General features: G+C 70.1%; 20 protein-coding genes, 3 pseudogenes and 1 riboswitch. Of the genes and pseudogenes, 15 read left to right on the forward strand and 8 right to left on the reverse strand.

The window, feature by feature from the left end; genetic code table 11:
- Positions 1-28: 28 nt before the first annotated feature.
- The 4 genes from ACZ7NC_RS24685 (at position 29) to ACZ7NC_RS24700 (ending at position 5,785) form a co-directional block, all read left to right on the forward strand.
- Positions 29-1,393 carry a sensor histidine kinase gene (locus tag ACZ7NC_RS24685; protein ID WP_471491282.1) on the forward strand — a complete coding sequence of 455 codons (1,365 nt, stop codon included), beginning with the start codon at positions 29-31 and terminating at the stop codon, positions 1,391-1,393.
- Between the two features lie 414 nt (positions 1,394-1,807).
- Positions 1,808-2,506: a LuxR C-terminal-related transcriptional regulator gene (locus ACZ7NC_RS24690; protein ID WP_471491284.1), complete on the forward strand. Its 699-nt coding sequence runs from the start codon at positions 1,808-1,810 to the stop codon at positions 2,504-2,506.
- Between the two features lie 275 nt (positions 2,507-2,781).
- The gene (locus ACZ7NC_RS24695; RefSeq protein ID WP_471491285.1) at positions 2,782-4,713 is read left to right on the forward strand and encodes a 2-oxoacid:acceptor oxidoreductase subunit alpha; all 1,932 of its coding nucleotides are present in this window, start codon (positions 2,782-2,784) and stop codon (positions 4,711-4,713) included.
- Positions 4,706-5,785, forward strand: a complete 1,080-nt coding sequence (locus ACZ7NC_RS24700; protein WP_471491287.1) for a 2-oxoacid:ferredoxin oxidoreductase subunit beta — start codon at positions 4,706-4,708, stop codon at positions 5,783-5,785. Before ACZ7NC_RS24695 ends, ACZ7NC_RS24700 begins: the two co-directional genes overlap by 8 nt.
- Before the next feature lie 130 nt (positions 5,786-5,915).
- Here ACZ7NC_RS24700 and ACZ7NC_RS24705 read toward each other — a convergent pair whose 3' ends face one another.
- A complete protein-coding gene (locus ACZ7NC_RS24705) occupies positions 5,916-6,266 on the reverse strand; it encodes a winged helix-turn-helix transcriptional regulator (RefSeq protein ID WP_471491288.1) in 351 nt (116 codons plus the stop codon).
- Positions 6,267-6,454: 188 nt separating this feature from the next.
- On the opposite strand from ACZ7NC_RS24705, the gene ACZ7NC_RS24710 reads away from it, so the two are divergent.
- The 4 genes from ACZ7NC_RS24710 (at position 6,455) to ACZ7NC_RS24725 (ending at position 10,264) form a co-directional block, all read left to right on the forward strand.
- The gene (locus ACZ7NC_RS24710; protein WP_471491290.1) at positions 6,455-7,309 is read left to right on the forward strand and encodes an SDR family oxidoreductase; all 855 of its coding nucleotides are present in this window, start codon (positions 6,455-6,457) and stop codon (positions 7,307-7,309) included.
- 196 nt (positions 7,310-7,505) lie between these two features.
- Positions 7,506-8,462, forward strand: a complete 957-nt coding sequence (gene rarD / locus ACZ7NC_RS24715; RefSeq protein WP_471491291.1) for an EamA family transporter RarD — start codon at positions 7,506-7,508, stop codon at positions 8,460-8,462.
- A 209-nt stretch (positions 8,463-8,671) separates the two neighbouring features.
- A complete protein-coding gene (locus ACZ7NC_RS24720) occupies positions 8,672-9,148 on the forward strand; it encodes a VOC family protein (protein ID WP_471491293.1) in 477 nt (158 codons plus the stop codon).
- Positions 9,149-9,316: 168 nt separating this feature from the next.
- Positions 9,317-10,264, forward strand: coding sequence for a M28 family metallopeptidase (locus ACZ7NC_RS24725; RefSeq protein WP_471491294.1), 948 nt, complete (start codon positions 9,317-9,319; stop codon positions 10,262-10,264).
- A 72-nt stretch (positions 10,265-10,336) separates the two neighbouring features.
- Here ACZ7NC_RS24725 and ACZ7NC_RS24730 read toward each other — a convergent pair whose 3' ends face one another.
- Complete coding sequence (locus ACZ7NC_RS24730; protein WP_471491296.1) at positions 10,337-11,791, reverse strand: tetratricopeptide repeat protein; 1,455 nt, start codon at positions 11,789-11,791, stop codon at positions 10,337-10,339.
- A 269-nt stretch (positions 11,792-12,060) separates the two neighbouring features.
- On the opposite strand from ACZ7NC_RS24730, the gene ACZ7NC_RS24735 reads away from it, so the two are divergent.
- From ACZ7NC_RS24735 to ACZ7NC_RS24745, 3 genes are all read left to right on the forward strand, one after another.
- Complete coding sequence (locus ACZ7NC_RS24735) at positions 12,061-12,582, forward strand: DUF6668 family protein (protein ID WP_471491297.1); 522 nt, start codon at positions 12,061-12,063, stop codon at positions 12,580-12,582.
- Positions 12,492-13,856, forward strand: a complete 1,365-nt coding sequence (locus ACZ7NC_RS24740) for an amidase (RefSeq protein WP_471491298.1) — start codon at positions 12,492-12,494, stop codon at positions 13,854-13,856. The genes ACZ7NC_RS24735 and ACZ7NC_RS24740 overlap by 91 nt, the downstream gene beginning before the upstream one ends.
- Before the next feature lie 79 nt (positions 13,857-13,935).
- Positions 13,936-14,520, forward strand: coding sequence for a flavodoxin family protein (locus ACZ7NC_RS24745; RefSeq protein ID WP_471491300.1), 585 nt, complete (start codon positions 13,936-13,938; stop codon positions 14,518-14,520).
- A gap of 11 nt (positions 14,521-14,531) precedes the next feature.
- Here ACZ7NC_RS24745 and ACZ7NC_RS24750 read toward each other — a convergent pair whose 3' ends face one another.
- The 5 genes from ACZ7NC_RS24750 to ACZ7NC_RS24770 form a co-directional block, all read right to left on the reverse strand.
- A complete protein-coding gene (locus tag ACZ7NC_RS24750; RefSeq protein ID WP_471491301.1) occupies positions 14,532-15,536 on the reverse strand; it encodes an ABC transporter permease in 1,005 nt (334 codons plus the stop codon).
- Positions 15,523-16,491 (reverse strand): ABC transporter ATP-binding protein, encoded by a 969-nt coding sequence (locus ACZ7NC_RS24755; RefSeq protein ID WP_471491489.1) that lies wholly within the window; start codon positions 16,489-16,491, stop codon positions 15,523-15,525. Before ACZ7NC_RS24755 ends, ACZ7NC_RS24750 begins: the two co-directional genes overlap by 14 nt.
- A gap of 154 nt (positions 16,492-16,645) precedes the next feature.
- Complete coding sequence (locus ACZ7NC_RS24760) at positions 16,646-17,914, reverse strand: LolA family protein (RefSeq protein WP_471491303.1); 1,269 nt, start codon at positions 17,912-17,914, stop codon at positions 16,646-16,648.
- 327 nt (positions 17,915-18,241) lie between these two features.
- Complete coding sequence (locus ACZ7NC_RS24765) at positions 18,242-19,318, reverse strand: CHRD domain-containing protein (RefSeq protein WP_471491305.1); 1,077 nt, start codon at positions 19,316-19,318, stop codon at positions 18,242-18,244.
- Positions 19,319-19,598: 280 nt separating this feature from the next.
- Entirely contained in the window at positions 19,599-20,609 is a 1,011-nt protein-coding gene (locus tag ACZ7NC_RS24770; protein ID WP_471491306.1) for a polyprenyl synthetase family protein, read from the reverse strand.
- 246 nt (positions 20,610-20,855) lie between these two features.
- Between ACZ7NC_RS24770 and ACZ7NC_RS24775 the strand changes: the two are divergent.
- The 4 genes and pseudogenes from ACZ7NC_RS24775 to ACZ7NC_RS24790 all read left to right on the forward strand — a co-directional run.
- A pseudogene (locus ACZ7NC_RS24775) lies at positions 20,856-21,188 on the forward strand (peptide MFS transporter); the annotation flags it as partial.
- A gap of 185 nt (positions 21,189-21,373) precedes the next feature.
- Positions 21,374-21,758 (forward strand): annotated as a pseudogene (locus ACZ7NC_RS24780) (CocE/NonD family hydrolase); the annotation flags it as partial.
- Between the two features lie 89 nt (positions 21,759-21,847).
- Positions 21,848-22,009, forward strand: a pseudogene (locus ACZ7NC_RS24785) (hypothetical protein); the annotation flags it as partial.
- A 281-nt stretch (positions 22,010-22,290) separates the two neighbouring features.
- Positions 22,291-22,465, forward strand: a riboswitch (cyclic di-AMP (ydaO/yuaA leader).
- A 5-nt stretch (positions 22,466-22,470) separates the two neighbouring features.
- Positions 22,471-23,199, forward strand: a complete 729-nt coding sequence (locus tag ACZ7NC_RS24790; RefSeq protein WP_471491307.1) for a transglycosylase SLT domain-containing protein — start codon at positions 22,471-22,473, stop codon at positions 23,197-23,199.
- A 39-nt stretch (positions 23,200-23,238) separates the two neighbouring features.
- On the opposite strand, the gene ACZ7NC_RS24795 is transcribed toward ACZ7NC_RS24790, so the two are convergent.
- Positions 23,239-24,069, reverse strand: coding sequence for an HAD family hydrolase (locus ACZ7NC_RS24795; RefSeq protein WP_471491309.1), 831 nt, complete (start codon positions 24,067-24,069; stop codon positions 23,239-23,241).
- Positions 24,070-24,371: the final 302 nt, after the last annotated feature.

A 24,371-nucleotide genomic window follows, 5' to 3' on the forward strand; every position in this document is an offset into this window, starting at 1 on the left:
GACGGGACGAGGAGAACGGACGACACCGATGGCCACGGACTACGGACAGGGCTACGGGCACGGGCTCGGTTTCCCCGAGCGCGGCCTCCCCGAGCACGGCGGAGAGCGACGGCACCGGCTGCCCGCCGGGCTGCGGGCGCCGTTCGAGGCACGCAGCTGGCGCGAGTTCGGCTATGTGCTGCTCGGCTTCCCGATCAGCGTGCTGCTCTTCGTGTACGCCGTGACGATGGTGTCGCTGGGCGTGGGCCTGCTGGTGACGTTCCTCGGCATCCCGGTGCTGGCGGCGGGCCTGGCCGGCTGCCGGGGCTTCGGGGCGCTGGAGCGGGCGCGCGCGCGTGCGCTGCTGCACCTGGAGGTGGCCGACCCGGAGCCGCTGCGGATGCGTAGGCGCGGCTTCATGGGGTGGATGGGCGCCGTACTGAAGAGCGGGACGTCGTGGCGGTCCCTGCTGTACGCCGTGCTGCATCTGCCGTGGGCGACCTTCTCCTTCGTCGTCGCCGTGAACGTCTGGGCGTACGGCTGGGCGCTGCTGACGTATCCCTTCTGGTTCTGGGTCTTCCCGTTGTGGACCGGTCAGGACGGCATTCAGCTGTACGGCGACGAGACCCACCACATCTACCTCGACAACCCCTTCGAGATCACGGTCACCGCGCTGGTGGGCCTGCTGTTCACGCTGGCCACGCCCTGGATGGTGCGGGCGCTGACGACGGTGGACCGGCTGCTGGTGCACGGCCTGCTCGGCCCGTCGCGGCTGGCCACGCGCGTGGTGGAGCTGGAGTCCGACCGTGGTGTCGTGGTCGATACGGCCGCCGCCGACCTGCGGCGCATCGAGCGCGACCTGCACGACGGCGCCCAGGCCCGCCTGGTGGCCCTGGCCATGGATCTCGGCCTCGCGAAGGAGAAGCTGTCGGAGGACCCGCAGGCCGCGGCGCGGATGGTCGACGAGGCGCACGGCGAGGTGAAGACGGCGCTTCAGGAACTGCGCGACCTGGCACGCGGGATCCATCCGGCGGTCCTGACCGACCGGGGGCTGGACGCGGCCATGTCGGCGGTGGCCTCGCGGTGCACTGTGCCGGTGGAGGTCCAGGTCGATCTGGAGGAGCGGCCGGTGCCGGCGATCGAGGGGATCGCTTACTTCACGGTGTCGGAGCTGCTGCAGAACATCAGCAAGCACTCGCGGGCGACGTGGGCGGCCGTGGATGTGTGGCGGGTGGAGAACCGGCTGATGCTGCAGGTCGTGGACAACGGCATCGGCGGTGCGGACGCCTCCGGCGGCTCGGGGCTGGCGGGGCTGGCCGAGCGGCTGGACGCGGTGGACGGGATTCTGGTGGTGGACTCGCCGGTCGGGGGGCCGACCCGGGTGACGGCGGAGCTGCCCTGGCGGACCGTGTAGTTCGGGTGGGCCGTCCGGCCCACGGTGGGCGGGATCCGGCTCCGGTTGGTTCGGAGTCGGAATTCCGTGTGTTCGCAAGCACTCCCTGAGCAGATTCACGAGCGTGCGCCCCGAAGACGCCCCCTTGTTCCACGCGATGGTTCCCTCAGTTCCACGCGGTCGCTCCCCCGGTTCCACGTGATCGTTCCCCCGGGTCCACGTGATCGTTTCCCCGGTCCCACGCGGTCGCTCCCCCGGGTCCCATGGCCGCTCCCTCGGTCCCACGCGGCCGCTCCCCCGGTCCGACGCGATCGCTCCCCGGTCCCACGCGATCCGAACTGCGGCCGGCAGGTTATCCACAGGCCCGGTGCGGAAGAGCCGATCGCGGGATACTGAGGTCGCGAGGACGACAGGGCCGGGGCACGCTCGGCCGGAATGCCAAGGCTCGGGGGGCCGAGGATCGTGGAGGACAGGGTGCGGGTGGTCATCGCCGAGGACTCGGTGCTGCTCAGGGAGGGATTGACCCGGCTGTTGACCGACCGTGGGCACGAGGTCGTGGCGGGGGTGGGGGACGGCGACGCGCTGGTCAAGACCATCACGGAGCTGGACGGACAGGGCGAGCTGCCGGACGTGGTGGTCGCGGACGTACGGATGCCGCCGACGCACACCGACGAAGGGGTCCGGGCGGCGGTGCTGCTGCGCAAGGCACATCCCGGACTCGGGGTACTCGTGCTGTCGCAGTACGTGGAGGAGCGGTACGCCACGGAGCTGCTGGCCGGTTCCAGCCGCGGAGTCGGCTATCTGCTGAAGGACCGCGTGGCGGAGGTCCGGGAGTTCGTGGACGCGGTCGTGCGCGTGGCACAAGGGGGCACGGCCCTCGACCCGGAGGTCGTCGCCCAGCTGCTGGGCCGCAGCCGTAAGCAGGACGTGCTCGCGGGGCTCACCCCGCGCGAGCGGGAGGTCCTGGGGCTGATGGCCGAGGGGCGGACCAACTCCGCCATCGCCCGGCAGTTGGTGGTGAGCGACGGTGCCGTAGAGAAGCACGTCAGCAACATCTTCCTGAAGCTCGGGCTGTCCCAGAGCGACGGGGATCACCGGCGGGTGCTCGCGGTGCTCACCTACCTGAACTCCTGACCGGCCGACCCCGTGTCAGTCGAGTGGGTGACCGCTCCCGCGGCATCCACCGCGCGGGCGCCCGCACAGCAACCGAACGAAGAGCGGGGAGCGTCTTCTAAAGCAGCGCCGGGGGGTGTGTGAACCATGACAAGTCAGAGTGGCGAACCGTCTCAAATCCATGTCCGTCATGCGAATGGCCCGGGGAGGGCGACCTTTGCGGACGTAGGGTTGATCCTGGGAAGGCTTGCGGGAAGGCCATGCCCAGACAGCCGCCTCGAAGGAGGTCCAGTTCAGTGACCAGCCAGGTCAGTAGCCCAGCGGAGCAGGCCGACGAAGCCGTCGTGGGAGAGCAGCGCAAACCGGCAGGGACGACGAAGGACGTCCGCCGGCTGGACCGGGTGATCATTCGTTTCGCGGGGGACTCGGGCGACGGTATGCAGCTCACCGGCGACCGCTTCACCTCGGAGACGGCGTCCTTCGGCAACGACCTTTCGACACTGCCGAACTTCCCCGCCGAGATCCGCGCCCCCGCCGGGACCCTGCCGGGTGTGTCCTCCTTCCAGCTGCACTTCGCCGACCACGACATCCTGACGCCGGGCGACGCGCCGAACGTGCTGGTGGCGATGAACCCGGCGGCCCTGAAGGCCAACATCTCCGATCTGCCGCGCGGCGCGGAGATCATCGTCAACACGGACGAGTTCAGCAAGCGGGCGATGCAGAAGGTGGGTTACGACGCCTCGCCGCTGGAGGACGGCTCGCTCGACGGCTACAGCCTCCACCCGGTGCCGCTGACGACCCTGACGGTGGAGGCGCTGAAGGAATTCGACCTCACGCGCAAGGAGGCCGAGCGCAGCAAGAACATGTTCGCGCTGGGCCTGCTGAGCTGGATGTACCACCGCCCGACCGAGGGCACCGAGAGATTCCTGAAGGCGAAGTTCGCCAAGAAACCCGACATCGCCGCCGCCAACATCGCCGCGTTCCGCGCGGGCTGGAACTTCGGCGAGACGACCGAGGACTTCGCGGTCTCCTACGAGATCGCCCCGGCGACGACGGCGTTCCCGGTGGGCACCTACCGGAACATCTCCGGCAACCTCGCGCTGTCCTACGGGCTGATCGCCGCGTCTCGCCAGGCGGACCTGCCGCTGTATCTGGGCTCGTACCCGATCACCCCGGCCTCGGACATCCTGCACGAGCTGAGCCGGCACAAGAACTTCGGCGTACGGACCTTCCAGGCCGAGGACGAGATCGCCGGCATCGGCGCGGCGCTGGGGGCGGCCTTCGGCGGCTCGCTCGCGGTGACCACGACCTCGGGTCCCGGAGTGGCACTGAAGTCGGAGACCATCGGGCTCGCGGTCTCTCTCGAACTGCCGCTGCTGGTGATCGACATCCAGCGCGGCGGCCCGTCGACGGGTCTGCCGACCAAGACCGAGCAGGCGGACCTGCTGCAGGCGATGTTCGGCCGCAACGGCGAGGCGCCGGTGCCGATCGTCGCCCCGTGCACACCGGCCGACTGCTTCGACGCGGCTCTGGAGGCGGCGCGGATCGCGCTGACGTACCGCACTCCGGTGATGCTGCTGTCGGACGGCTATCTCGCCAACGGCTCCGAGCCCTGGCGGATCCCGGAGCTGGACGAGCTGCCGGATCTGACCGTGCAGTTCGCGCAGGGCCCGAACCACACCCTTGAGGACGGCAGCGAGGTCTTCTGGCCGTACAAGCGCGACCCGCAGACCCTCGCCCGGCCGTGGGCGATCCCGGGCACGCCGGGCCTGGAGCACCGCATCGGCGGCATCGAGAAGGAGGACGGCACGGGCAACATCTCGTACGCCCCGGCCAACCACGACTTCATGGTGCGCACCCGCCAGGCCAAGATCGACGGCATCGAGGTGCCGGACCTGGAGGTCGACGACCCGCACGAGGCGAAGACGCTGGTGCTGGGCTGGGGATCGACGTACGGCCCGATCACGGCGGCGGTGCGCCGACTGCGTACCGCGGGCGAGTCGATCGCGCAGGCGCATCTGCGTCATCTGAACCCGTTCCCGAGCAACCTGGGCGTGGTACTCGGGCACTACGAGAAGGTGGTGATCCCCGAGATGAACCTCGGTCAGCTCGCCACTCTGGTCCGGGCGAAGTACCTGGTGGACGCCCACTCGTACAACCAGGTCAATGGCATGCCGTTCAAGGCGGAACAGCTTGCCAAGGCTCTCAAGGAGGCCATCGATGCCTGAGACGTCCGCGGAAGGCACGGGCACGATCGAGGCGCTCTCGCTCGTCCCCAAGGCCGTGGCCCGGCAGTCCATGAAGGACTTCAAGTCCGATCAGGAAGTGCGCTGGTGCCCCGGCTGCGGTGACTACGCGATCCTCGCGGCGGTCCAGGGCTTCATGCCGGAGCTGGGTCTGGCCAAGGAGAACATCGTCTTCGTCTCGGGCATCGGCTGTTCGTCACGCTTCCCGTACTACATGAACACCTATGGGATGCACTCCATCCACGGCCGCGCCCCGGCCATCGCGACGGGCCTGGCCACGTCGCGCCGGGACCTGTCGGTGTGGGTGGTCACGGGCGACGGTGACGCGCTGTCGATCGGCGGCAACCATCTGATCCACGCCCTGCGGCGCAACGTCAACCTCAAGATCCTGCTGTTCAACAACCGGATCTACGGCCTGACGAAGGGCCAGTACTCCCCGACCTCCGAGGTCGGCAAGATCACCAAGTCGACGCCGATGGGCTCCCTGGACGCGCCCTTCAACCCGGTGTCGCTCGCGATCGGCGCGGAGGCGTCCTTCGTGGCCCGCACGGTGGACTCCGACCGCAAGCACCTCACCCAGGTGCTGCGCGAGGCGGCCGCTCACAAGGGCACGGCGCTGATCGAGATCTACCAGAACTGCAACATCTTCAACGACGGCGCCTTCGAGGTCCTCAAGGACAAGCAGCAGGCGGAGGAGGCGGTGATCCGGCTGGAGCACGGGCAGCCGATCCGCTTCGGCACGGACGGTTCGCGCGGTGTCGCACGGGACGCTCGGACGGGCGATCTGAAGGTCGTCACTGTGACCCCGGAGAACGAGTCGGAGATCCTGGTCCACGACGCCCACTCCGCGTCCCCGACCACGGCCTTCGCCCTGTCCCGCCTGGCCGACCCGGACACCCTGCACCACACTCCGATCGGTGTGTTCCGCTCGGTGGAGCGTCCGGTGTACGACACCCAGATGGCCGACCAGCTGGACACGGCGATCGAGCAGAACGGCAAGGGAGATCTGGCGGCGCTGCTGGCGGGCGGGGACACCTGGACGGTCGTCGGCTGACCGACGGCTGGACCCGACGGCTGAAGTCGACGGCATGGTGAGGGCCTGGACGCGCTGCGGCGGTCAGGCCCTCACGCCGTCGGCGGGCCCTCCGGCGCAGCCCTAAGCGCACAGCCCGAAAGCGCCCAGGTCACGCCTGCTGGGCACCGTTCCTGCGCGCGTCGTACACCTCGCGTGCCTTCTCCACCTGCCCCATCCGCTCCTGGGTCCACAGCGCCAGTCCCCGCACCTGCTCCGCCGCCTCGCGGCCCAGTTCGGTGAGGGAGTAGTCGACCCGCGGGGGGATCACCGGCTTGGCGTCACGGTGGACCAGGCCGTCGCGTTCCAGGGTCTGGAGGGTCTGGGTCAGCATCTTCTCGCTGACCCGGCCGATCGCACGGCGCAGTTCGCTGAAGCGGTAGGGGCGATCCAGCAGCTCGATCAGGACAAGGACGCCCCAGCGGCTGGTGACATGCTCCAGGACCAGGCGGTGCGGACACATCTTCTCGCCGACGCCGACGCCAACGCCAACGCCAACGCCAACGGCGACCCCAACGTCGTACTTACCGGTCGTCGCACTCTCCACGCCGCTTACTACCATGCCAGTACCTTACTTCAAAGTGGGTACTTTCGCTTAGTTAGCGCGGCTCCTATGGTTAGTGCCACCGCACCCCACAAGGAGTTCTGATCATGAGCATCGTCGTCACCGGAGCCACCGGACAACTGGGCCGTCATGTCGTGGAGCAGCTGCTGGAGAAGGTTCCGGCCGACCAGGTGACCGCCGTCGTCCGCTCCCCCGAGAAGGCCGCCGACCTCGCCGAGCGCGGTGTGCGGCTCGCCGTCGCCGACTACAACACCCCCGAGACCTTCGACGGACTCTTCGCCGCGGGCGACAAGGTGCTGCTCATATCCGGCAGCGAGGTCGGCAACGACCGCGTCGGCCAGCACAAGGTCGTCATCGACGCCGCCAAGGCCGCCGGCGTCGCCCTGCTCGCCTACACCAGCGCCCCCGGCAGCCTGACGGCCGCCCTCGCCGACGATCACCGCGGCACCGAGGAGGCGCTCCTGGAGTCGGGTCTGCCGTATGTGCTGCTGCGCAACGGCTGGTACCACGAGAACTACACCGAGAACCTCGCCCCCGTCCTGGAGTACAGCGCGGTCACCCACGCCGCCGGGGCGGGCCGCGTCTCCTCCGCCTCCCGCGCCGACTACGCGGCCGCCGCGGTCGCCGTACTGACCGGTGAGGGGCACGAGAACAAGACGTACGAGCTGGGTGGCGACATCGCCTGGAGCTTTGCCGAGTACGCCGCCGAGCTGAGCCGGCAGACCGGCAAGGAGATCGCCGAGAACCCCGTCTCCGTCGAGGCCTTCACCGGCATCCTGGCCGGCGCCGGGCTGCCGGAGCCGTTGGCCGCGATCATCGCCGGGGTGGACGCCTCCGTCGAGAAGGGCGAGCTGGTCGTGGACAGCGGGGATCTGTCCCGCCTGGCCGGCCGTCCGACCACCCCGATCGCCGAGTCGATCGCGGCCGCGCTCAAGGGCTGACTTCCAGAGAGTTCCTCCCGGGAGATTTCCGCAGGTCATCCAGGGCGCCGACGCCCCCGGCGCACCCTCGGGTGAACCGGACCCCCGCATGTCACGACCGTATGGCGATACGGACATGACACGCGGGGGCTTTCGGCGTTACCTTCGTGCGGGCCGACGTAGGGACGCGGCCATGTGAGGGCGTGAAGGAGGGGCCGTGACCGGGACGTCCAGGGGTGAGCGGCGGATGGGGCTGCTGAACGGCTTCGCGGCGTACGGCATGTGGGGGCTCGTCCCCCTCTTCTGGCCCCTGCTGAAGCCCGCCGGCGCGATCGAGATCCTCGCCCACCGAATGGCCTGGTCCCTCGTCTTCGTGGTGGTCGCGCTGCTCGTCATACGCCGCTGGGCCTGGGCGGGTGAGCTGATACGGCAGCCCCGGCGGCTGGCGTTGATCGCCGTGGCCGCCGGGGTGATCACCGTCAACTGGGGCGTCTACATCTGGTCCGTGAACTCGGGCCATGTGGTGGAGGCCTCGCTCGGGTACTTCATCAACCCGCTCGTCACGATCGCGATGGGCGTGCTCCTCCTCAAGGAGCGGCTGCGGCCCGTGCAGTGGGCGGCGGTCGGGGTCGGCTTCGCGGCCGTGATCGTGCTGACCGTGGGCTACGGCCAGCCCCCGTGGATCTCTCTCGTCCTCGCGTTCTCCTTCGCCACGTACGGGCTGGTGAAGAAGAAGGTCAATCTGGGCGGCATCGAGTCGCTGGCCGCCGAGACCGCGATCCAGTTCCTGCCCGCCGTGGCGTATCTGGCCTGGCTGTCGGCCCAAGGGAAGTCGACGTTCACCTCGGAGGGGCCCGGCCATGTGGCGCTGCTGGCGGCCACCGGAGTCGTCACCGCACTGCCGCTGGTGTGCTTCGGCGCGGCCGCGATACGGGTGCCGTTGTCGACACTGGGGCTGCTGCAGTACCTGGCGCCGGTCTTCCAGTTCCTGCTGGGCGTCCTGTACTTCCACGAGGCTATGCCGGCCGAGCGGTGGGCCGGGTTCGCGCTGGTGTGGCTGGCGTTGACGCTGCTGACGGCGGACGCGTGGCGTGCGGCGCGGCGCTTGAGGGCCGCCGAGATCAGCGTGCCGCGGGTGGTCGAGAAGCCGGCGTCCGCCGCAGTGGACGCCTGATCTGGGGGCGGCAGCCCCCAGACCCAGCCCCCGGACCAAGCCCCGGACCCAGCCCCGGACTCAGCCCTCAGACCCAGCTCCCAGACCAAGCCCCCAGACCCCGCTTCGGCCCTGAACGCACCTCGTCCTCAAACGCCGGACGGGCCGAGTTGCCCGAATCGGCGTTTTTCGATTGCGGCCCGCTCACCCCACCCCCTATGAGTGGTCGCATGACACAGGAATCCGCAACCACCCCCGCCCCCCTCCACTGGAAGCTCGTCATCGACTGCGCCAACCCCCAGTCGCAGGCGGACTTCTGGGCCGCCGCGCTGCACTACGAGGTCGAGGACAACAACGCCCTCATCGAGCGGCTGCTGGAACTCGGCGCGCTGCCGCGGGAGGCCGTCGTCGAGTTCCACGCCCGGCTCGCCTTCCGGGACCTCGTGGCAGTACGGCATCCGGACGACCCGTACGACAAGGACAGCGGCACCGGGCTGGGTCGGCGGCTGCTGTTCCAGCGGGTGCCGGAGGAGAAGACCGTCAAGAACCGGCTCCACCTCGATCTGCACCCGGCGGCCGGGGAACGCGAGGGCGAGGTCGAACGGCTGGAGGGGCTGGGGGCGAGTGCGCTGCGGCAGGTGAACGAGCCGTCGGGGCAGTGGGTGGTGATGGCGGATCCGGAGGGGAACGAGTTCTGCGTGCACTAGGCGGGGTCAGGCAGGCACGTAGCGTCCGCGGCACCCATAGGGTTTTCCCTATCCGAACTCCCCGTCCGAATAGCGCTCTTGACGGAGAGTCAGGCTCACCCTGACCATCCAAGGCACCCCATTCACTGAGGAATCCGCGTGATTCCCTAGGAATTCGGAGCCCCCCACATGAAGCTCCCCGTCTCCTGGCGTGCGTCGGCGGCCGCCGCAGTCGCGACCGCCACGCTTCTGACCAGCGGGTCCATAGCCGGCGCGACGCCCAGAGCCGAGGCCCTGGCCGCCGCCCCCGACATCCCCGTGGCCAACGTCAAGGCCCACCTCACCCAGCTGCAGTCCATAGCCACCGCCAACGGCGGCAACCGCGCCCACGGCCGCCCCGGCTACAAGGCCTCCCTCGACTATGTAAAGGCAAAGCTGGACGCGGCCGGATACACCACGAGCATCCAGCAGTTCACGTCCTCGGGCCGCACCGGCTACAACCTGATCGCCGACTGGCCCGGCGGCGACACCAACCAGGTCGTCATGGCCGGCTCCCACCTCGACAGTGTCTCCTCCGGCCCCGGCATCAACGACAACGGCTCCGGCTCGGCGGCGGTCCTGGAGACCGCGCTGGCCGTGTCGCGGGCCGGCTACCAGCCCACCAAGCATCTGCGCTTCGCCTGGTGGGGCGCGGAGGAACTGGGCCTCGTCGGCTCCCGCTACTACGTCAACAACCTCTCCTCCGCCAACCGAGCGAAGATCGGCGGCTATCTGAACTTCGACATGATCGGCTCGCCCAACCCGGGCTACTTCGTCTACGACGACGACCCCGCGATCGAGAAGACCTTCAAGGACTACTACGCCGGCCTCGGCATCGCGACCGAGATCGAGACCGAGGGCGACGGCCGCTCCGACCACGCGCCGTTCAAGAGCGCGGGCGTGCCGGTGGGCGGGCTGTTCACGGGGGCGAGCCGGACGAAGACGGCGGCGCAGGTGGCCAAGTGGGGCGGCACCTCCGGGCAGTCCTTCGACCGCTGCTACCACTCGTCCTGCGACACCACGTCCAACATCAACGACACCGCCCTCGACCGCAACAGCGACGCCGTGGCGTACGCGGTGTGGGAGCTGTCGGAGTGAGCAGCTGACTCGAATCCTGAGTCCGCCTGAGTCCTCCTGTTTCAGGCCTGACTCAGGAGGACTCAGCCTGAGTCAGTTCCCGGGCGGTTCGGCCGACTTGGCGGCTCGGGCGGTGAGTCGGTCCATGCGCGCACGGGCCGACTCCAGTTCCTCGACGTCGTCGGCGGCCGGACCGCCCTCCGCCGTGAGCTCGGCCCACAGATCGAGCAGGTCACGGCCGAGGTGCAGACCCAGCGCGGGGTCCCGCACGGCGCGCCAGGCCGTGGCCGCGCCGTGGAGGCTGCCGTACGCCGCCTCCGCGTCCCGGGCGCGGTGGTGCCGGCGCGCCACGTCGAGGGCGAGGGCGAAGGCGCGCTCCGGGTCTCCCGCCAAGTAGGCAATGTACGCGGTGAGTTCACGGATCCGCAGCACCTCGGGGTGCTCCGGCCCCAGCACCGCCGACGCCTCCGCCACGGTCCGCTCCGCGAGTTCCGCCGCCTCAGCCGTGCGCCCCGCCTTCACGGCGTCGTTGATCCGCGCGCTCGGTTCGGCGAAGGGGGAGGCGTCGGCGGTGGTGGAGGCGGCGGTCGGCGCATCGCCGAACATGGCTTCGGCCACCGCGTCGAAGCCTCGCGGCGGGGTGGGCTTGGGGTCGAGATCGAGCTCCGGATCCGCGGCCGGGGCCGGGCCGGACACGAGGATGGGTCCCCGGGAGGCCGGCGGCGAGACGGGGAGGGGGGCCGGGTCGGACAGCGGGATGGGCTCACTCGCGGAGTCCGGCAGCTGATCGGCCTCGGGCGCGGCGGGAGCCGGTCGGTCGGGCTGCGGTGCGGCGTCCTGCGGCAGATCGCCTTGCGGCAGATCGGCCTGCGATACGGCGTCCTGCCGAGCGGCGGTCCGCGGTACGGCGTCCTGCAGCAGATCGCCTTGCGGTACGGCCGTCTGCGGTACGGCTGTCCGCGCTACGTCCGTCGGCTCCGGCCCCGCGTCCATGCGCGGCGGTGGGCCGAACTCCCCCAGCGGCGGCGCCACCGTGCCGGGCGCGGCCTCCCGCACCGGGTCGGGCAGCGAGCGCAGCCGGAAGGTGGGCGGGGCTTCCTGCGCCGGGCCCGGCAGCGGTCGTAGGACATGGGTGGGGGTGTCCCGATGCGGCGCCGCACCCGGCGCGGGGGCGCTCGTAGCAGCGGCGGGCGGCGCGGGGAGCGCGAGCGGTGCCGGGGGCGCGGGCGGGGCCGTCCGCACCGGCTCGGCGGTGTAGCGGCTGGACCCGTCCTGCTCCACCAGCAGCGGGACGACGTAGCCGATGCGCTCGTCGTGGACGGTGGCGTGCACGGGGTGGCCGGCCGCGAGGGCGATGCGCTGGAGGTGGGTCAGGACGACGTGCTGGATCTCCTCGCCAGGAGCCGCGCTGACGGGTACACCGCCGATCGACGCGCCGCCCGCGCCCGGACCGGCCGCAGGGACGTGCACATCGATCGGCGCGGCCACGGAGGCCGACTCGGCGGCGTGTTTCTGGTCCCGCTTCTTCGCGCGGCTCAGTCGAGGCATCGCTTCCCTCACTCGCATGCGCCGGGGAGTTCGCGGACGGCGCGTTCGGGTTCCATGGTGCTCCCTCTCGCCCGTGGGTTCCGCTTCCCCGGCGTCCAGGTCCGTCGCTCAGGCCGGACACGTCGTACACGTACTCTCGAGTCTCTCCGGCCGCGCGCGGTGCGGACGTCACCGGGGCGTCACAGACTCGTTCCAGGAGCTTGTGCCACGTCACAGCGTTCTCATGCCTGGCGCGAAGATCGATGGCGTGACGAGGGAGGAGTGCGGGCATGCGGACTGACGTGCACGTACAGCAGGGGCGGCCGCAGCCGGGGCCGGAGATCTGGGTCCGGGGGCCGGTGGCCCTGCCGGAGGATCCGCCGCGCTCCCCCTCCGCCGGCGGGCCCCGGCGGTTCTCCTGGGTCGGCGTGCACGGCGGGGCCGGTGTCTCCACACTCGCCGCGGTCTACGGCGGCCACGACTGCGGCCGGGACTGGCCGGGGCCGGCCGCTCCGCCGTCGGTGCTGCTCGTGGGCCGTACGCACGCGGCCGGACTGGCCGCCGCCCTGAACGCCCTGGAGGTCTTCCGGCGCGGTGAGGCACCGCACGGGCTCGACCTCGACGCCGTGGTCCTGGTCGCGGACGCGCCGGGCCGGCTTCCGCGCCCACTCGCCGAGCGGGTCAAGGTCATCGAGTCGGTAATCGACGTGTACCGGGTGCCATGGGTACCGGCTTGGCGACTCGGCGATCTGGCCGGCCGGCCGCCCAGGGAGGCCGAGACACTGGCACGACTGACCGGTCGTGCGCGCTGAGGCCCCCCACGCTCTCCACCCTCTCCGCCCTCTCCGCCGGGGAAATCGCCGCAGCCGTACGCTCCCGGACCTTCCGCGCGGCCGAAGTCGTCACGCGAACCCTCGACCTCATCGAGCGAGCCGACCCACTCCTCTGTGCCTTCATCGAGGTATGGGGAGAGGAGGCTCTTCGACGGGCCGCCGATATCGACGCACGGGTCGAGGCGGGTGAACATCTGCCGCTGGCCGGCGTACCGATCGGCGTCAAGGGACGCCGAGGGCTGACCGCGGCGGGCCCGCTGCTCGCGGCGGGGTGCGTGGCCGTGGGCGCGACGTCCGTACCGGGACCGGGAACCGCCTGGCAGACCTGGGGACTTGGCCGACACGGCCGTACGGTCAACCCCTGGCGGCACGACCGTACGCCGGGCGGCTCCTCGGCCGGTTCCGCGGCGGCCGTCGCCGCGGGGCTGGTTCCGCTCGCGACCGGGAACGACGGGGCCGGGTCGGTGCGGATTCCGGCGGCGTGGTGCGGGGTCGTCGGGCTGAAGGTCGGCAACGGACGGTTGCCGACGGCCGACCGCACCGGGCTCATGGCGCCGGGGGTGCTGGCGCGGTGCGTGGAGGACGCGGCGGCCTACTGGAGGGTGGTGTCGAGGGACGGGACACCCGAGCCCGGCGAGTCCGTGTCCGTGTCCGACTCCGCCAGGCCGGCCGTCCCGAACCACGCCCCGACCGCCGTATGGTCCCCCGACCTCGGCTTCGACTCGCCCGACCCGGACGTCGTCGCCGTCGCCCACGCCGCCGCCGTACGACTCGCCGAGGCCGGCGCGATACGCCCGGCGCACCCACTCCCACACACTCCGCTCCGCCTCGAAGACCCGGCCCCGGCCTGGCTCGCCCTGCGGAACCCGGATGCCGGGCCCGCCCTCACCCGCGAGGCGCACCGCATCCGCGCCGTGAACGACAGCCGCCTGGCCGCCCTCTTCGCCGACGCCCAGCTGCTGCTGACGCCGACCGCACCGACCCCACCGCACGGCCACGACGGCCCGGGCGAGCGCTATTCCACGGCGCTCACCTGGGCGTTCAACCTGAGCGGGCATCCGGCGATCAGCATCCCGGCGGGCTTCGGGCCGGACGGTTGCCCGGTCGGGCTCCAGTTGGTGGCGGCGCACGGCGGGGAGTCGCTGTTGCTCGCAGTGGCCAAAGCGGCCGAGGCACACCTCGGACCCGGACGACCCGGACCCGGACCCGGACCCGGACCCGGACCCTGGGCTTCTGCATGCGTGCGCATATAATGCACATGCTATTAGTTGTCGTACGCCGACCTTCCGGCCCGCTGTGACGGCCTGTGACGGCCGACCGTTTGGGGGACCCATGACCCGCCGCTTCCTGTTCGTCCTCGGCAGCAGCCGCTCCGACGGCAACACCGAGCTGCTCGCCCGCAGGGCCGCCGAGCAGTTGCCCGAGGATGTCGAACAGCAGTGGATCGATCTGGCCGAGCATCCGCTGCCCGACTTCGAGGACCTGCGGCACGACAGCGACCATGTGCGCCCCACGGAGGGCGATGTGGCACTGTTGCTCGACGCGACGCTCGCGGCGACGGACATCGTGATCGCCTCGCCGCTGTACTGGTACTCGGTGTCCGCCCACGTCAAGCGCTACCTCGACTACTGGTCGGGCTGGCTGCGCACACCCGGCATCGACTTCAAGGCGACCATGGCCGGGCGCACCCTGTGGGGCGTCACCGCGCTCGCGCACGCGGAGCAGGAGGTCGCCGATCCGCTGGTCGGGACGCTCAGCAACTCCGCCGCGTACATGGGGATGCGCTTCGGCGGGGTGCTGCTCGGCAACGGCAGCAAGCCCGGTGACGTGCTCAACGACGCGGAGGCCCTGACCCGGGCGAAGACATTCCTCGCCCGGGAGGCGCCGCTCGCGCGCTTCCCGTACGAGACGCCGTAAGCCCGCGGACCCTAGGCCGTGATGTCCTTCGTCGTGAACCGCGCCCACGCCGCCGAGCCGAACACCGCCGCGTAGAGGGCCTGGATGCCGAGGTTCTTGACCAGGTCGTCCCAGTAGACGGGTTCGCGCATGAGGTCGGCGAAGGACAGCCAGTAGTGCGAGAAGAAGTACGGCTGGATCGCGTGGAGCTGGGGGATCTGGTCGAGGATCTGGACGGTGATCAGCAGGCCGACGGTCGTCGCCATCGCCGCGATGCCGCTGTTGGTCAGCGTCGAGACGAACAGGCCGAGCGCGGCCACGCCGATGAGTGACGCGGCGACGACGAGGGCGATCAGCAGGGCTCTGACCAGCCCCTCGGCGAAGCTGATCCGGGTGCCGGAGATGGTCGTGAGGTCGCCGAGCGGGAAGAGCAGCGCCCCGACGGTGAGTGCCGAGACCGCGACCACGAGGGTGGCCACCACGCAGAAGGCCATCGTGGTCGCGTACTTGGTCAGGAGCAGGCGGGTGCGTCCGGCGGGGGCTACCAGGAGGTAGCGGAGGGTGCCCGCGTTCGCCTCGCCGGCTATCGCGTCGCCCGCGATGACGCCGATCGCCATCGGCAGGAAGAACGGCAGCGTCGCGGCCAGCGCGGTGAAAACCAGGAACAGGCCGTTGTTGGTGATCTGGGAGATGAACGCCGGACCGCCACCGCCCTCCGGACCACCGCCTCCGGCCGATGAACCGCCGCCGGTCTCGATCTTCACGGCGATCCCGACCAGGATCGGCACTGCGGCCAGGACGGCGAGCAGCGCGAGGGTGCGCCAGCGCCGGAAGGTGGTGAGCAGCTCGCTGCGGAGGAGTCCGAAGGTCCACAGCGGGCTGGGCTTGCGGGGCGCTTCGGTCTCCGGGGGCGCTTCGGTCTCCGGGGTCGCATCGGTCCCCGGGATCGCTTCGGCCTCCGGGACCGCGCCCTCCCCCGAGATCACTTCAGCCCCCGAGATCGCTTCAGCCCGCGAGTTCGCTTCAGCCCGCGACATCGAACCCCTCCCCCGTGAGCGCCACGAACGCGTCCTCCAGGGAGGCCCGCTCGACACCGAAGCCCCGGACCCGGACACCGGCCTTCACCAACGCCGCGTTGACGTCGGCGAGATCGCGGTCCGGAGGGTCCGCGGTCACCCGGTCGTCCGTGATGACGACGTCACCGGCGCCCTGCTCCTTCAGCACCCGGGCCGCGTCGCCGGTGTCGGGGGTGGTCACGACGAGCCGCCCGCGCACCCCGGTCGCCAGCTCCGCCACCGCGCCCTGGGTGATCAGCCGGCCCTGGGCCATCACGGCCGCGTGGGTGCAGACCTGCTCGATCTCGTCGAGGAGGTGGGAGGAGAGGAAGACGGTCGTGCCGTCGGACGCCAACTCCCTGATCAGCGACCGTATTTCGCGCATGCCCTGCGGATCGAGCCCGTTGGTCGGCTCGTCCAGGACGAGGAGCCTGCGCGGCTGGAGCAGCGCGGCCGCGAGCCCGAGCCGCTGCTTCATGCCGAGCGAGTACGCCTTGGCCTTCTTGCCGCCGGCGGCCGTCAGGCCCACCCGGTCCAGCGCGGCCGCGACGCGGGTGCGCCGGGTGCGTGGATCGGCGGTCGGGTCGGCGGCGTCGTACCGCAGGAGGTTGTCGCGGCCGGAGAGAAAGCCGTACAGGGCGGGCCCCTCAATGAGCGCGCCGACGTGTGGCAGTACGGCGCGTGCGGCCCGGGGCATGGGGCGGCCGAGCACGCGCGCCGTACCGGAGGTGGGCTCGATCAGGCCCATCAGCATGCGGATCGTGGTGGTCTTGCCCGAGCCGTTCGGACCGAGGAAGCCGAAGACGCTGCCCGCCGGGACGGTCAGGTCGAGACCGTCCACGGCAAGCTGTCCGCCGCGGTAGCGCTTGGTGAGCGCGCGGGTGGCGATCACCGTGTCGACGTGGTCGATGTCGTCGATGTCATCGATGTCGTCGATGTCGTCGACCGGGCCGGGCTCACCGGCCTGATCGACCTCGTCGACCTCCGCGGCGGTCAGTTCCTCCACAGGCTCCTCAGGCTCCTCGGTCCGTGCGTGCTACGGGGTCGGGTCAGCGGTCGATGGCGGGCCACTTCCCCGAGTCGATCAGGGGTCACTTCCCCGAGTCGGCCGCCTTCACGAGCGTGTCCTTGTCGACCGCGCCGACGTAGACCTTGCCGTCGTCCGTCATCAGGGCGTTGATCAGGCGGGTCTTGAAGACCGTGCCCGAGCCGAACTTACCGGTGACCTTGCCGCCCAGGGAGTCGAGGAAACCACCCATTTCGCCGCCGACCTCGGCGCCGGAGGGGATGCCCTCGCCGCCGGTGTCGAAGACGGCCACGGAGTTCCAGCCCTCGCCGATGACCTCGGGACCGCCCTCGGCCGCCTTGCCCAGCCCGTCCTCGGACTTCGGGCCGCCGAACTCCTTCTCGAACTCCTTGCGGAACTCGTCCTCGGACTTCGCCGAGCCGTGCTCCTCGGCCGCGCCCTCCGGCGCCCCCTCCTCGGTGACCTTCGCGCCCTTGGGCGGGGTGAAGTCGAAGGTGGAGGCGTCCGGCTTGGCGAAGCTGACCTGGGTGAAGCCCGCGTCGATCACCGCCGCGCCGCCGCTCGACGGGGTCAGCGTGAACTTCAGCGGCATACCGGTCTTGGCGTCCACGGCCACGGTGATCGCGCCGACCGTGGTGCCGGACTGCTTCGGCTTGATGAGCAGCCGGTAGGCGTCCCGGCCCGCGACCTGCGCGGTGCCGTCGACGGTGACGGACGTGGTGTCGTCGACCGCCTTCAGGGCTTCCTCGGTGAACTCCTTGGGAGTGGCGGGGGTCTCTTCGGCCTTCCCCTTCTCCTCCTGCGCCTCCTCGGCGGTGCCGTGGTAGACCTCGTTCGACTTGCTGTCGTAGCCCCAGATGTCCTTGCCGTTGTGGATGAGGCTGTACTCGGAGGCGTTCTCCAGCAGGGAGAGCTTCTGCCTGTTCTCGCCGTCGACGGCGAGACGCAGGGTGTGTGTGCCGGACGCCAGCTCGGTGAGCTTGGCCGAGGGGTCGGCGGACGAGCCGTCACCCGACCCCGACGCCATGGCGCCGGAGGCGAAGCTCGACTCCAGTCCACCGAGGTCGGGCAGGCCCAGATCGGTGCTGATCTTGAAGGTGCCGGACAGCTGCTCCACGTCCGACTTCGCGATCTTCTCGATGAGTTGCTGCGCGGTGATCTCCGGCAGGTCCGGGTCGCCGGAGTCGGCGATCGCCGGGACGAGCCCGATGGTCGCCGCCGCGATTCCCACGACCGCGACCGGGACGACATACCGCGTGGCCTTGCGGCGCCCCGCGCGCAGGTCGTCGACCTCCCCGGCGGTCGTGCTGTCGTCGGATTCGTACGGTGCCATGTGTGCCTTACCTCCGTCGTCGGCGGCGGCTGCCCGTCTCGTGCCTCGCCCGCGAGTCTTACGACCCCGCACTCGCCCACCCCTGAGCCGCCATTCTCACCCGAATCGGTGAGGAGTGGTGCTTTCCGTTGTCTCCATCTGACCAAATCGGCCAGAGAGATTCGTCAGCCTGCGGAGCCAACTCCGCGTACACCTGCGGTATGACACGCGAAGGCGGCGCCTCCCCCGACCCGTAGGGGTCGGGCCGGGGGAGACGCCGCCGTGCGCCGCGCAATAACCCGCCGCCGGGGAAGCGGATCAGACGCGGCAGTAGGCGGATTAGGCGGATCAGCCGTCGATGAACACGTAGTCCGCCTGGTAGGGCACGCCGACGATCGCGCCAGGTGTGCACGAGCCGGCCGGGGCCACGCCGCCGACGGTGTTCAGCCGCAGGATCTCGGCCGTGTCGGCCAGCAGGCCGTGGTGCCTGCCGGACTGAGTGGCCTTCAGGTCGAGCTCGGGGATGTTCTTGTCGCCGTTCGGGGTCCTGGAGATGACGGACCCCGTCACCGCGCTGCCGTCCCGCGCGATCCACTGCGGTGTACCGGAGTTGGGTGCCACGAAGGAGTGCGCGATACGACCGCCCAGTACGGCGCTGACATCCCGCTGGGCGAAGGCGTACCCGCCGCCCTCGGCCGGCTTGCACTCGTAGATCTGCTTGCCCTTGATGACGGACGCCTGGAAGTTGTCGAGCGCGTCGCGGAAGTCGAACTCGGCGACGGTGACCTTGTGGAGCTGCCCCCGCACGGCGCCGCCCGGGAACTCGGCGGTGTGGAGGTTGGCGTAGAAGGAACTCGGGTCGGTCTTGAGGGCGTTGAGCAGGGCGGGGTCCTTCACCTTGACGGTCCCCGTGACGCTGTGGCCCTTGCTCTTGCTCTTGCCACTGCTGTTGCTCTTGCCACTGCTGTTGCCATTGCTCTTGCTCTTGTCATTGCCGAGAAGGCCGCCGAAGTCGACCTTGATGCCACCGTTGGTGCCTTTGGCGCCCTGGTGGAGGTGGAGGGCGGTCGGCTTGCCGGTACCGCGCCAGGTGATGGCGACGGACACCTTGTCGCCCTTGACCTTCACGAACTGCAGGGCGGCACCGTCCTTGTCCCCGACGGCTGGCCCACCCGCGACCGGAACCTCGTTCGCCCCGCGAAGACTGGCGGCGAGGATGGTGCCCCCGCTGCCGCCACCGAGAGCTCCACTCTGGCTCACGATCCCCTGCGCGTCGCCCCCGGCGTGGCCCGCGTGGTCAGCGCGGTGGCCTCCGGCGGCGAAGGCGGGAATCACCGCGGCGGCGACACCACCGGCGGCGGCCACCGCGACAGCGGTGACGATCAGGCTCTTACGGCGCTTCGCGAACGTCGTCTTCATGCCCATGATTCTGTTTTCTCCCCGTAGTGCAGCTGACGCCCCCTGCGTCAGCTTCTGGGCATTCATACGGAGGGGATCTTAGTTTGGACTCAGTCCAGAGTTGTGACGTGGGTCACATGCGATGTTTCGCCCGTCCGGCGCTTGAGGACAGGGCCCGGGCCCTTTGAGGGCCGAAGCGGGGGCTGTCGGGGGCTGCGGCGGCAGCCCCCAGGGACAGGACGGGTGGGGGCGGGGCGCCGCGGCGCGGGTGGGGCGGCGCGGCACAGGTGGGGCGGCGGGCGAGGAACTACCCGGCCCGATGCACCACCGCGTCGCACAACTCCATCAACGCGGCCTTCGCATAAACGTCCGGCAACGGCGCCAACGCAGCCCGCGCATCCTCCGCATACCGCACCGTGTCCCGCCGAGCCTGCTCCAGCGCCGGATGCACCCGAAGCTGAGCCAACGCCTCCGCAAGCCTCGCGTCGTCGCTCAGATCGGAGTCCAGCAGCTCGCAGAGCGCGGCATCCTCCGCCAGCCCCAACCGCTCGGCCCGCTCCCGCAGCCGCAGCACCGGCAGCGTGGGAATCCCCTCCCGGAGATCCGTCCCCGGCGTCTTCCCGGACTCACGGGACTCGCTCGCGATGTCCAGCACGTCGTCCGCCAGCTGGAAGGCGACCCCGAGCCGCTCCCCGTACTGGGTCAGCACATCGACCACCGTCTCGTCGGCGCCCGACATCATCGCCCCGAACCGGCACGACACGGCCACCAGCGACCCGGTCTTCCCGCTCAGCACATCCAGGTAGTGCTCGATCGGATCCCGCCCGTCCTGCGGCCCTGCCGTCTCCAGGATCTGCCCGGTGACCAGCCGCTCGAACGCCTCGGCCTGCACCCGCACCGCCTCGGGCCCGAGGTCGGCCAGTATGTGCGAGGCACGGGCGAACAAGAAGTCCCCGGTCAGTACGGCAACCGAGTTCCCCCAGCGGGCGTTCGCGCTGTCGACACCGCGCCGTACCGCCGCCTCGTCCATCACGTCGTCGTGGTACAGCGTCGCCAGATGGGTGAGCTCGACCACGACGGCCGACGGGACAATCCCCGGCGCGTACGGATCCCCGAACTGGGCAGTGAGCATCACGAGCAGCGGCCGGAACCGCTTTCCACCGGCCCGCACCAGATGCTGGGCGGCCTCGGTGATGAAGGGGACCTCACTCTTGGTGGCTTCGAGCAATCCCTCCTCGACAGCCGCCATTCCGGCCTGGACATCGGCTTCCAGAGCCTGGTCCCGCACGCTCAGCCCGAACGGCCCGACGACGGTCACGAGGGGTCTCCTGTCTGCTGGTGTCTACTGGCGGTTACACGGTTTGTCGATAGGTCGCTGCCATCACTCAAGTCAGCGTATCCGGTCACGTTTCGATCACCGATGCCGCCCACCCGTCCACCACGGGCGGTATCGGATCACGAGCGGTATGTTTTTGATCACGTGATAAGGCCGGATATCGATCGACTTATAGGGAAGTACCGGCTCGTATCCCGAACCGAAGCCTGCATCGACCCCTGGAACGCCTCCGTGCTCAAGGCCTGGGAACGCGTCTTGTTCCTCGGCATACAGGCCATCCTCGTCCTGTAGTTCGCCGACACGGTCGCCCCCGGCGATATGGGCATGTCGGCCGGAACCACCGCCTCCGTCTCCGCCGCCTACGGCACCGTCGCCCATCTGCACCACGCGGCCCGAACCGAGGACGCGGTCGGCGAGCCGGCCGTCGGCGAGGGAGACCGATGGGGCGGCATCATGATCATCTACGGCCACTACGCCATGGCGGTACCGACCTGGGTGGGCCTCGGCCTGATCAGCACGCGCACGGGGCTGCTGAAGCCCAGCGTCGCCACCATGGCCGGCCACCGTCACCTGGCCGGACGGAAGCACGCCGCCGATTTCGCGCCGGTCGCCTACTCCTCCGACGACCACCCCATGTCCGTGGAGACCCCCGGCATGCCGGCCACGACCAAGCTTCGCCCCGCTCGCCGCGCGCCGGCTGCGCCGCACGATGCACCCGGTCCACCGACCAGACGGGGATCCCGCTCATGCACATCCGTACGTCCTTCCCCTACCAGACGACTCATCACGACCTGCGCATCCCGCTCCCGGACGGAACACAGCCCTACGCGCGCGTGGCGCCCGGTGACGGACGAGCCCGTACCGGCACTCCTCGCACGGACGAGTACCCGGCGACGGAACTGGCCAACGGGGCCGAGGTCGTCAACTGGCCGGTGACCCAACCCTGATGCGACGGCAAGGCCGGGATGTTCGGCATCTCCCGGGGCTTCAACTCCCTCCAGATCGCGGCCCTCGCGCCCGAACCGCTCAAGGCGATCGTCACGGTCTGCTCCACGGACGACCGCTATGACAACGACGTGCACTACATGGGGGGTTCCATTCCTGGCGGTCGACATGCACGCGCGGTCGGCGTACCCCGAGCTCGAAGTGGGCGACGAGTCCTGGGCGTTGGGGCAGCCGAAGGTGCGGCTGCGGCTGACGTCGGAGGTGACGTGACCTTCGAGCTGAACGGCATCGGATACGCCTTCCCACCCGGCCACCGCATCCGCCTCACGGTCTCCTCCCCGTACTTCGTGCCCCCCAACGAGATCATCTGCACGAAGGGCGAAGAGGTGCTTTTCCATCAGACACGGGAAAAACGGACTCCACGAACAGCCGATTAAAGGCGAGTTGGAGCCATTGCCCGATTTGCCGCTCTTGCGCTGCCAGTGAATTGGGTCACGCGGACCCACCCGGAGACCCGAGCGCACCCACCCCCTTCCCTCCTTGCACCGAAGGTAAGTTGAGGCTTGGCAACCGCAAAGGATCAAGCGCCCCATTCACCCCAGACCATGGTCAACCGGCACGTCAGGTGACCACGGCACTTGTTCCGGGCATGTGCTCTCGCATACGTTCCCGCTCGTCGGGCGGACGCCGAATCCTGCCGCCGCCCGAGTCATCCCCGACGTAACTCACACACACGCGCGGCAGGAGCGGGGGACCCAGGTAAGTCGCCGGACCGGACGCCTCGATGGCGCGTCGGAACGGCTAGGGGTGAAGTCGCACCGCCACCCGGCGGCGCGGCCGGGCATCTCCCGCCCGAACCCGACAGCTCACCTCGCAGGCGCCGGAGAGGAACAGCGCCATGCCCCGAGGCAAGCACCGCCGCCCCCGCACCAACCCGCTCACCCGCCGTGTCGTCGTCGCCGGAACCGGCACCGCGGCCCTCGCCCTTCCCCTCCTGAGCGCGACCACCGCGAGCGCCGCGGAGCCCGCAGCGGCGAAGGTCGGGTCCCTCACCTACACCACGAAGAAGGGCGACTCGCTCTACGGCATCGCGGACCGCTACGACGCCCAGGGCGGCTGGAAGCAGCTCTACAAGGACAACCGCGAGGCCATCGGCGACAACCCCCGCCTGATCCACCCGGGCCTCGACCTGAAGGTCCGGGCGACGAAGAAGGCTGCCGCGCCGAGCACGACGGCCGACAAGGCGTCCGCGCCCGCCAAGAAGTCCTCCGTCGCCCAGGCCACGCAGTCCTCGGTGAAGACGTACCCGAACAACCTCGACGGCTGGATCCGCAACGCGCTGGACATCATGTCCCAAAACGGAATTCCGGGTTCTTACGAGGGCATTCACCGCAACATCCTGCGCGAGTCGTCCGGCAACCCGCTGGCCATGAACAACTGGGACTCCAACGCCGCCGCCGGCACCCCGTCCAAGGGCCTTCTCCAAGTCATCGACCCCACCTTCGCGAGCTACCACGTCCCGGGGACGGTGTACGACCCCTTCGACCCGGTCGCGAACATCGTGGCCGCGTGCAACTACGCGGCCGCGCGCTACGGCTCGATCGACAACGTGAACGGGCCCTACTAGGAGAAGTAACCGGGCCAGGCCGCTGGCGCATATCCTCCCTTATTGAGCGATATGCGCCAGACTCCCCGCGAACAGCCTCTCAAGGACGACGGCGATGCCGTCGTCCTCGTTCGAGAGGGTGATCTCGTCGGCGACGGCCTTGAGTTCGGGATGCGCGTTGGCCATCGCGACGCCCCGGGCGGCCCAGTCGAACATGGGGATGTCGTTGGGCATGTCCCCGAAGGCGATGGTCTCGCGCGGACCGAGCCCGAGATGCTCGGCGGCCAGCGCGAGACCCGTCGCCTTGGTGATGCCGCATGGCTGGAGTTCGACGGTGCCGGGCCCCGACATGGTGACCGTCGCGAGGGAGCCGACCACCGAACGCGCCGTCGTCGCCAACTCGTCGTCCGACAGGCTGGGATGGCGCAACAGCACCTTGCTGATCGGCTCGCACCACAGGTCGTCACGGCGGCGGACGCGTACGGCGGGCAGGGTGGGGTGCGGCATCAGATACCCGGGCTCGATGAGCGTGAGCCCGTCCACGCCGTCCTGGTCGACGGCCGCGTACACCTGCCCCGCCTCGGCCTCGATCTTGCCGAGCGCGGTCTCCGCCAGCTCCCGGTCCAACGTGACGGACCACAGCAGACGATCCGCGCCGGCGTCGTACAACTGCGCGCCCTGTCCGCACACCGCGAGCCCCCTGCTGCCCAGGTCGTCGAGCAGCGGCCGCACTCTGGGCGCCGGCCGTCCCGTCACGACGAGGTGCTGGGCACCGGCCGCCGCCACCCGCGCGAGCGCTGCGAGGGTCCGATCGGAGAGCGTGTCGTCACCTCGGAGCAGCGTCCCGTCCAGGTCAGTGGCGATGAGTGAATATGCGATGGGTGCGGCCATGATCAGAGAATACGGACAGGAAGCCCCATCGACTCGACCTGAACCGGACGGCTGCCGCGTTCACATGTGTTGACACCTGTTCCGGTTCCGCTTCTGCCTCCTCGCCCACAACTGCCCTCCACCCCTGGTGATTTCACTCCCACGTGGTGCCGGAGTGCGCCGGAGCGTCAGCCCGGCGGGGCGACCAGCTGTTTCGCCGGCGCCGACGACGCGACTTTCGCACTGCCCAAGACCGGCGGCTCACCCGTAACGTGTGGCCCGACCACATGGCATACGGAGCGTATGAGAGTGAGGCAGCACCC

Source organism: Streptomyces sp. NPDC111802 (genome assembly GCF_055634335.1).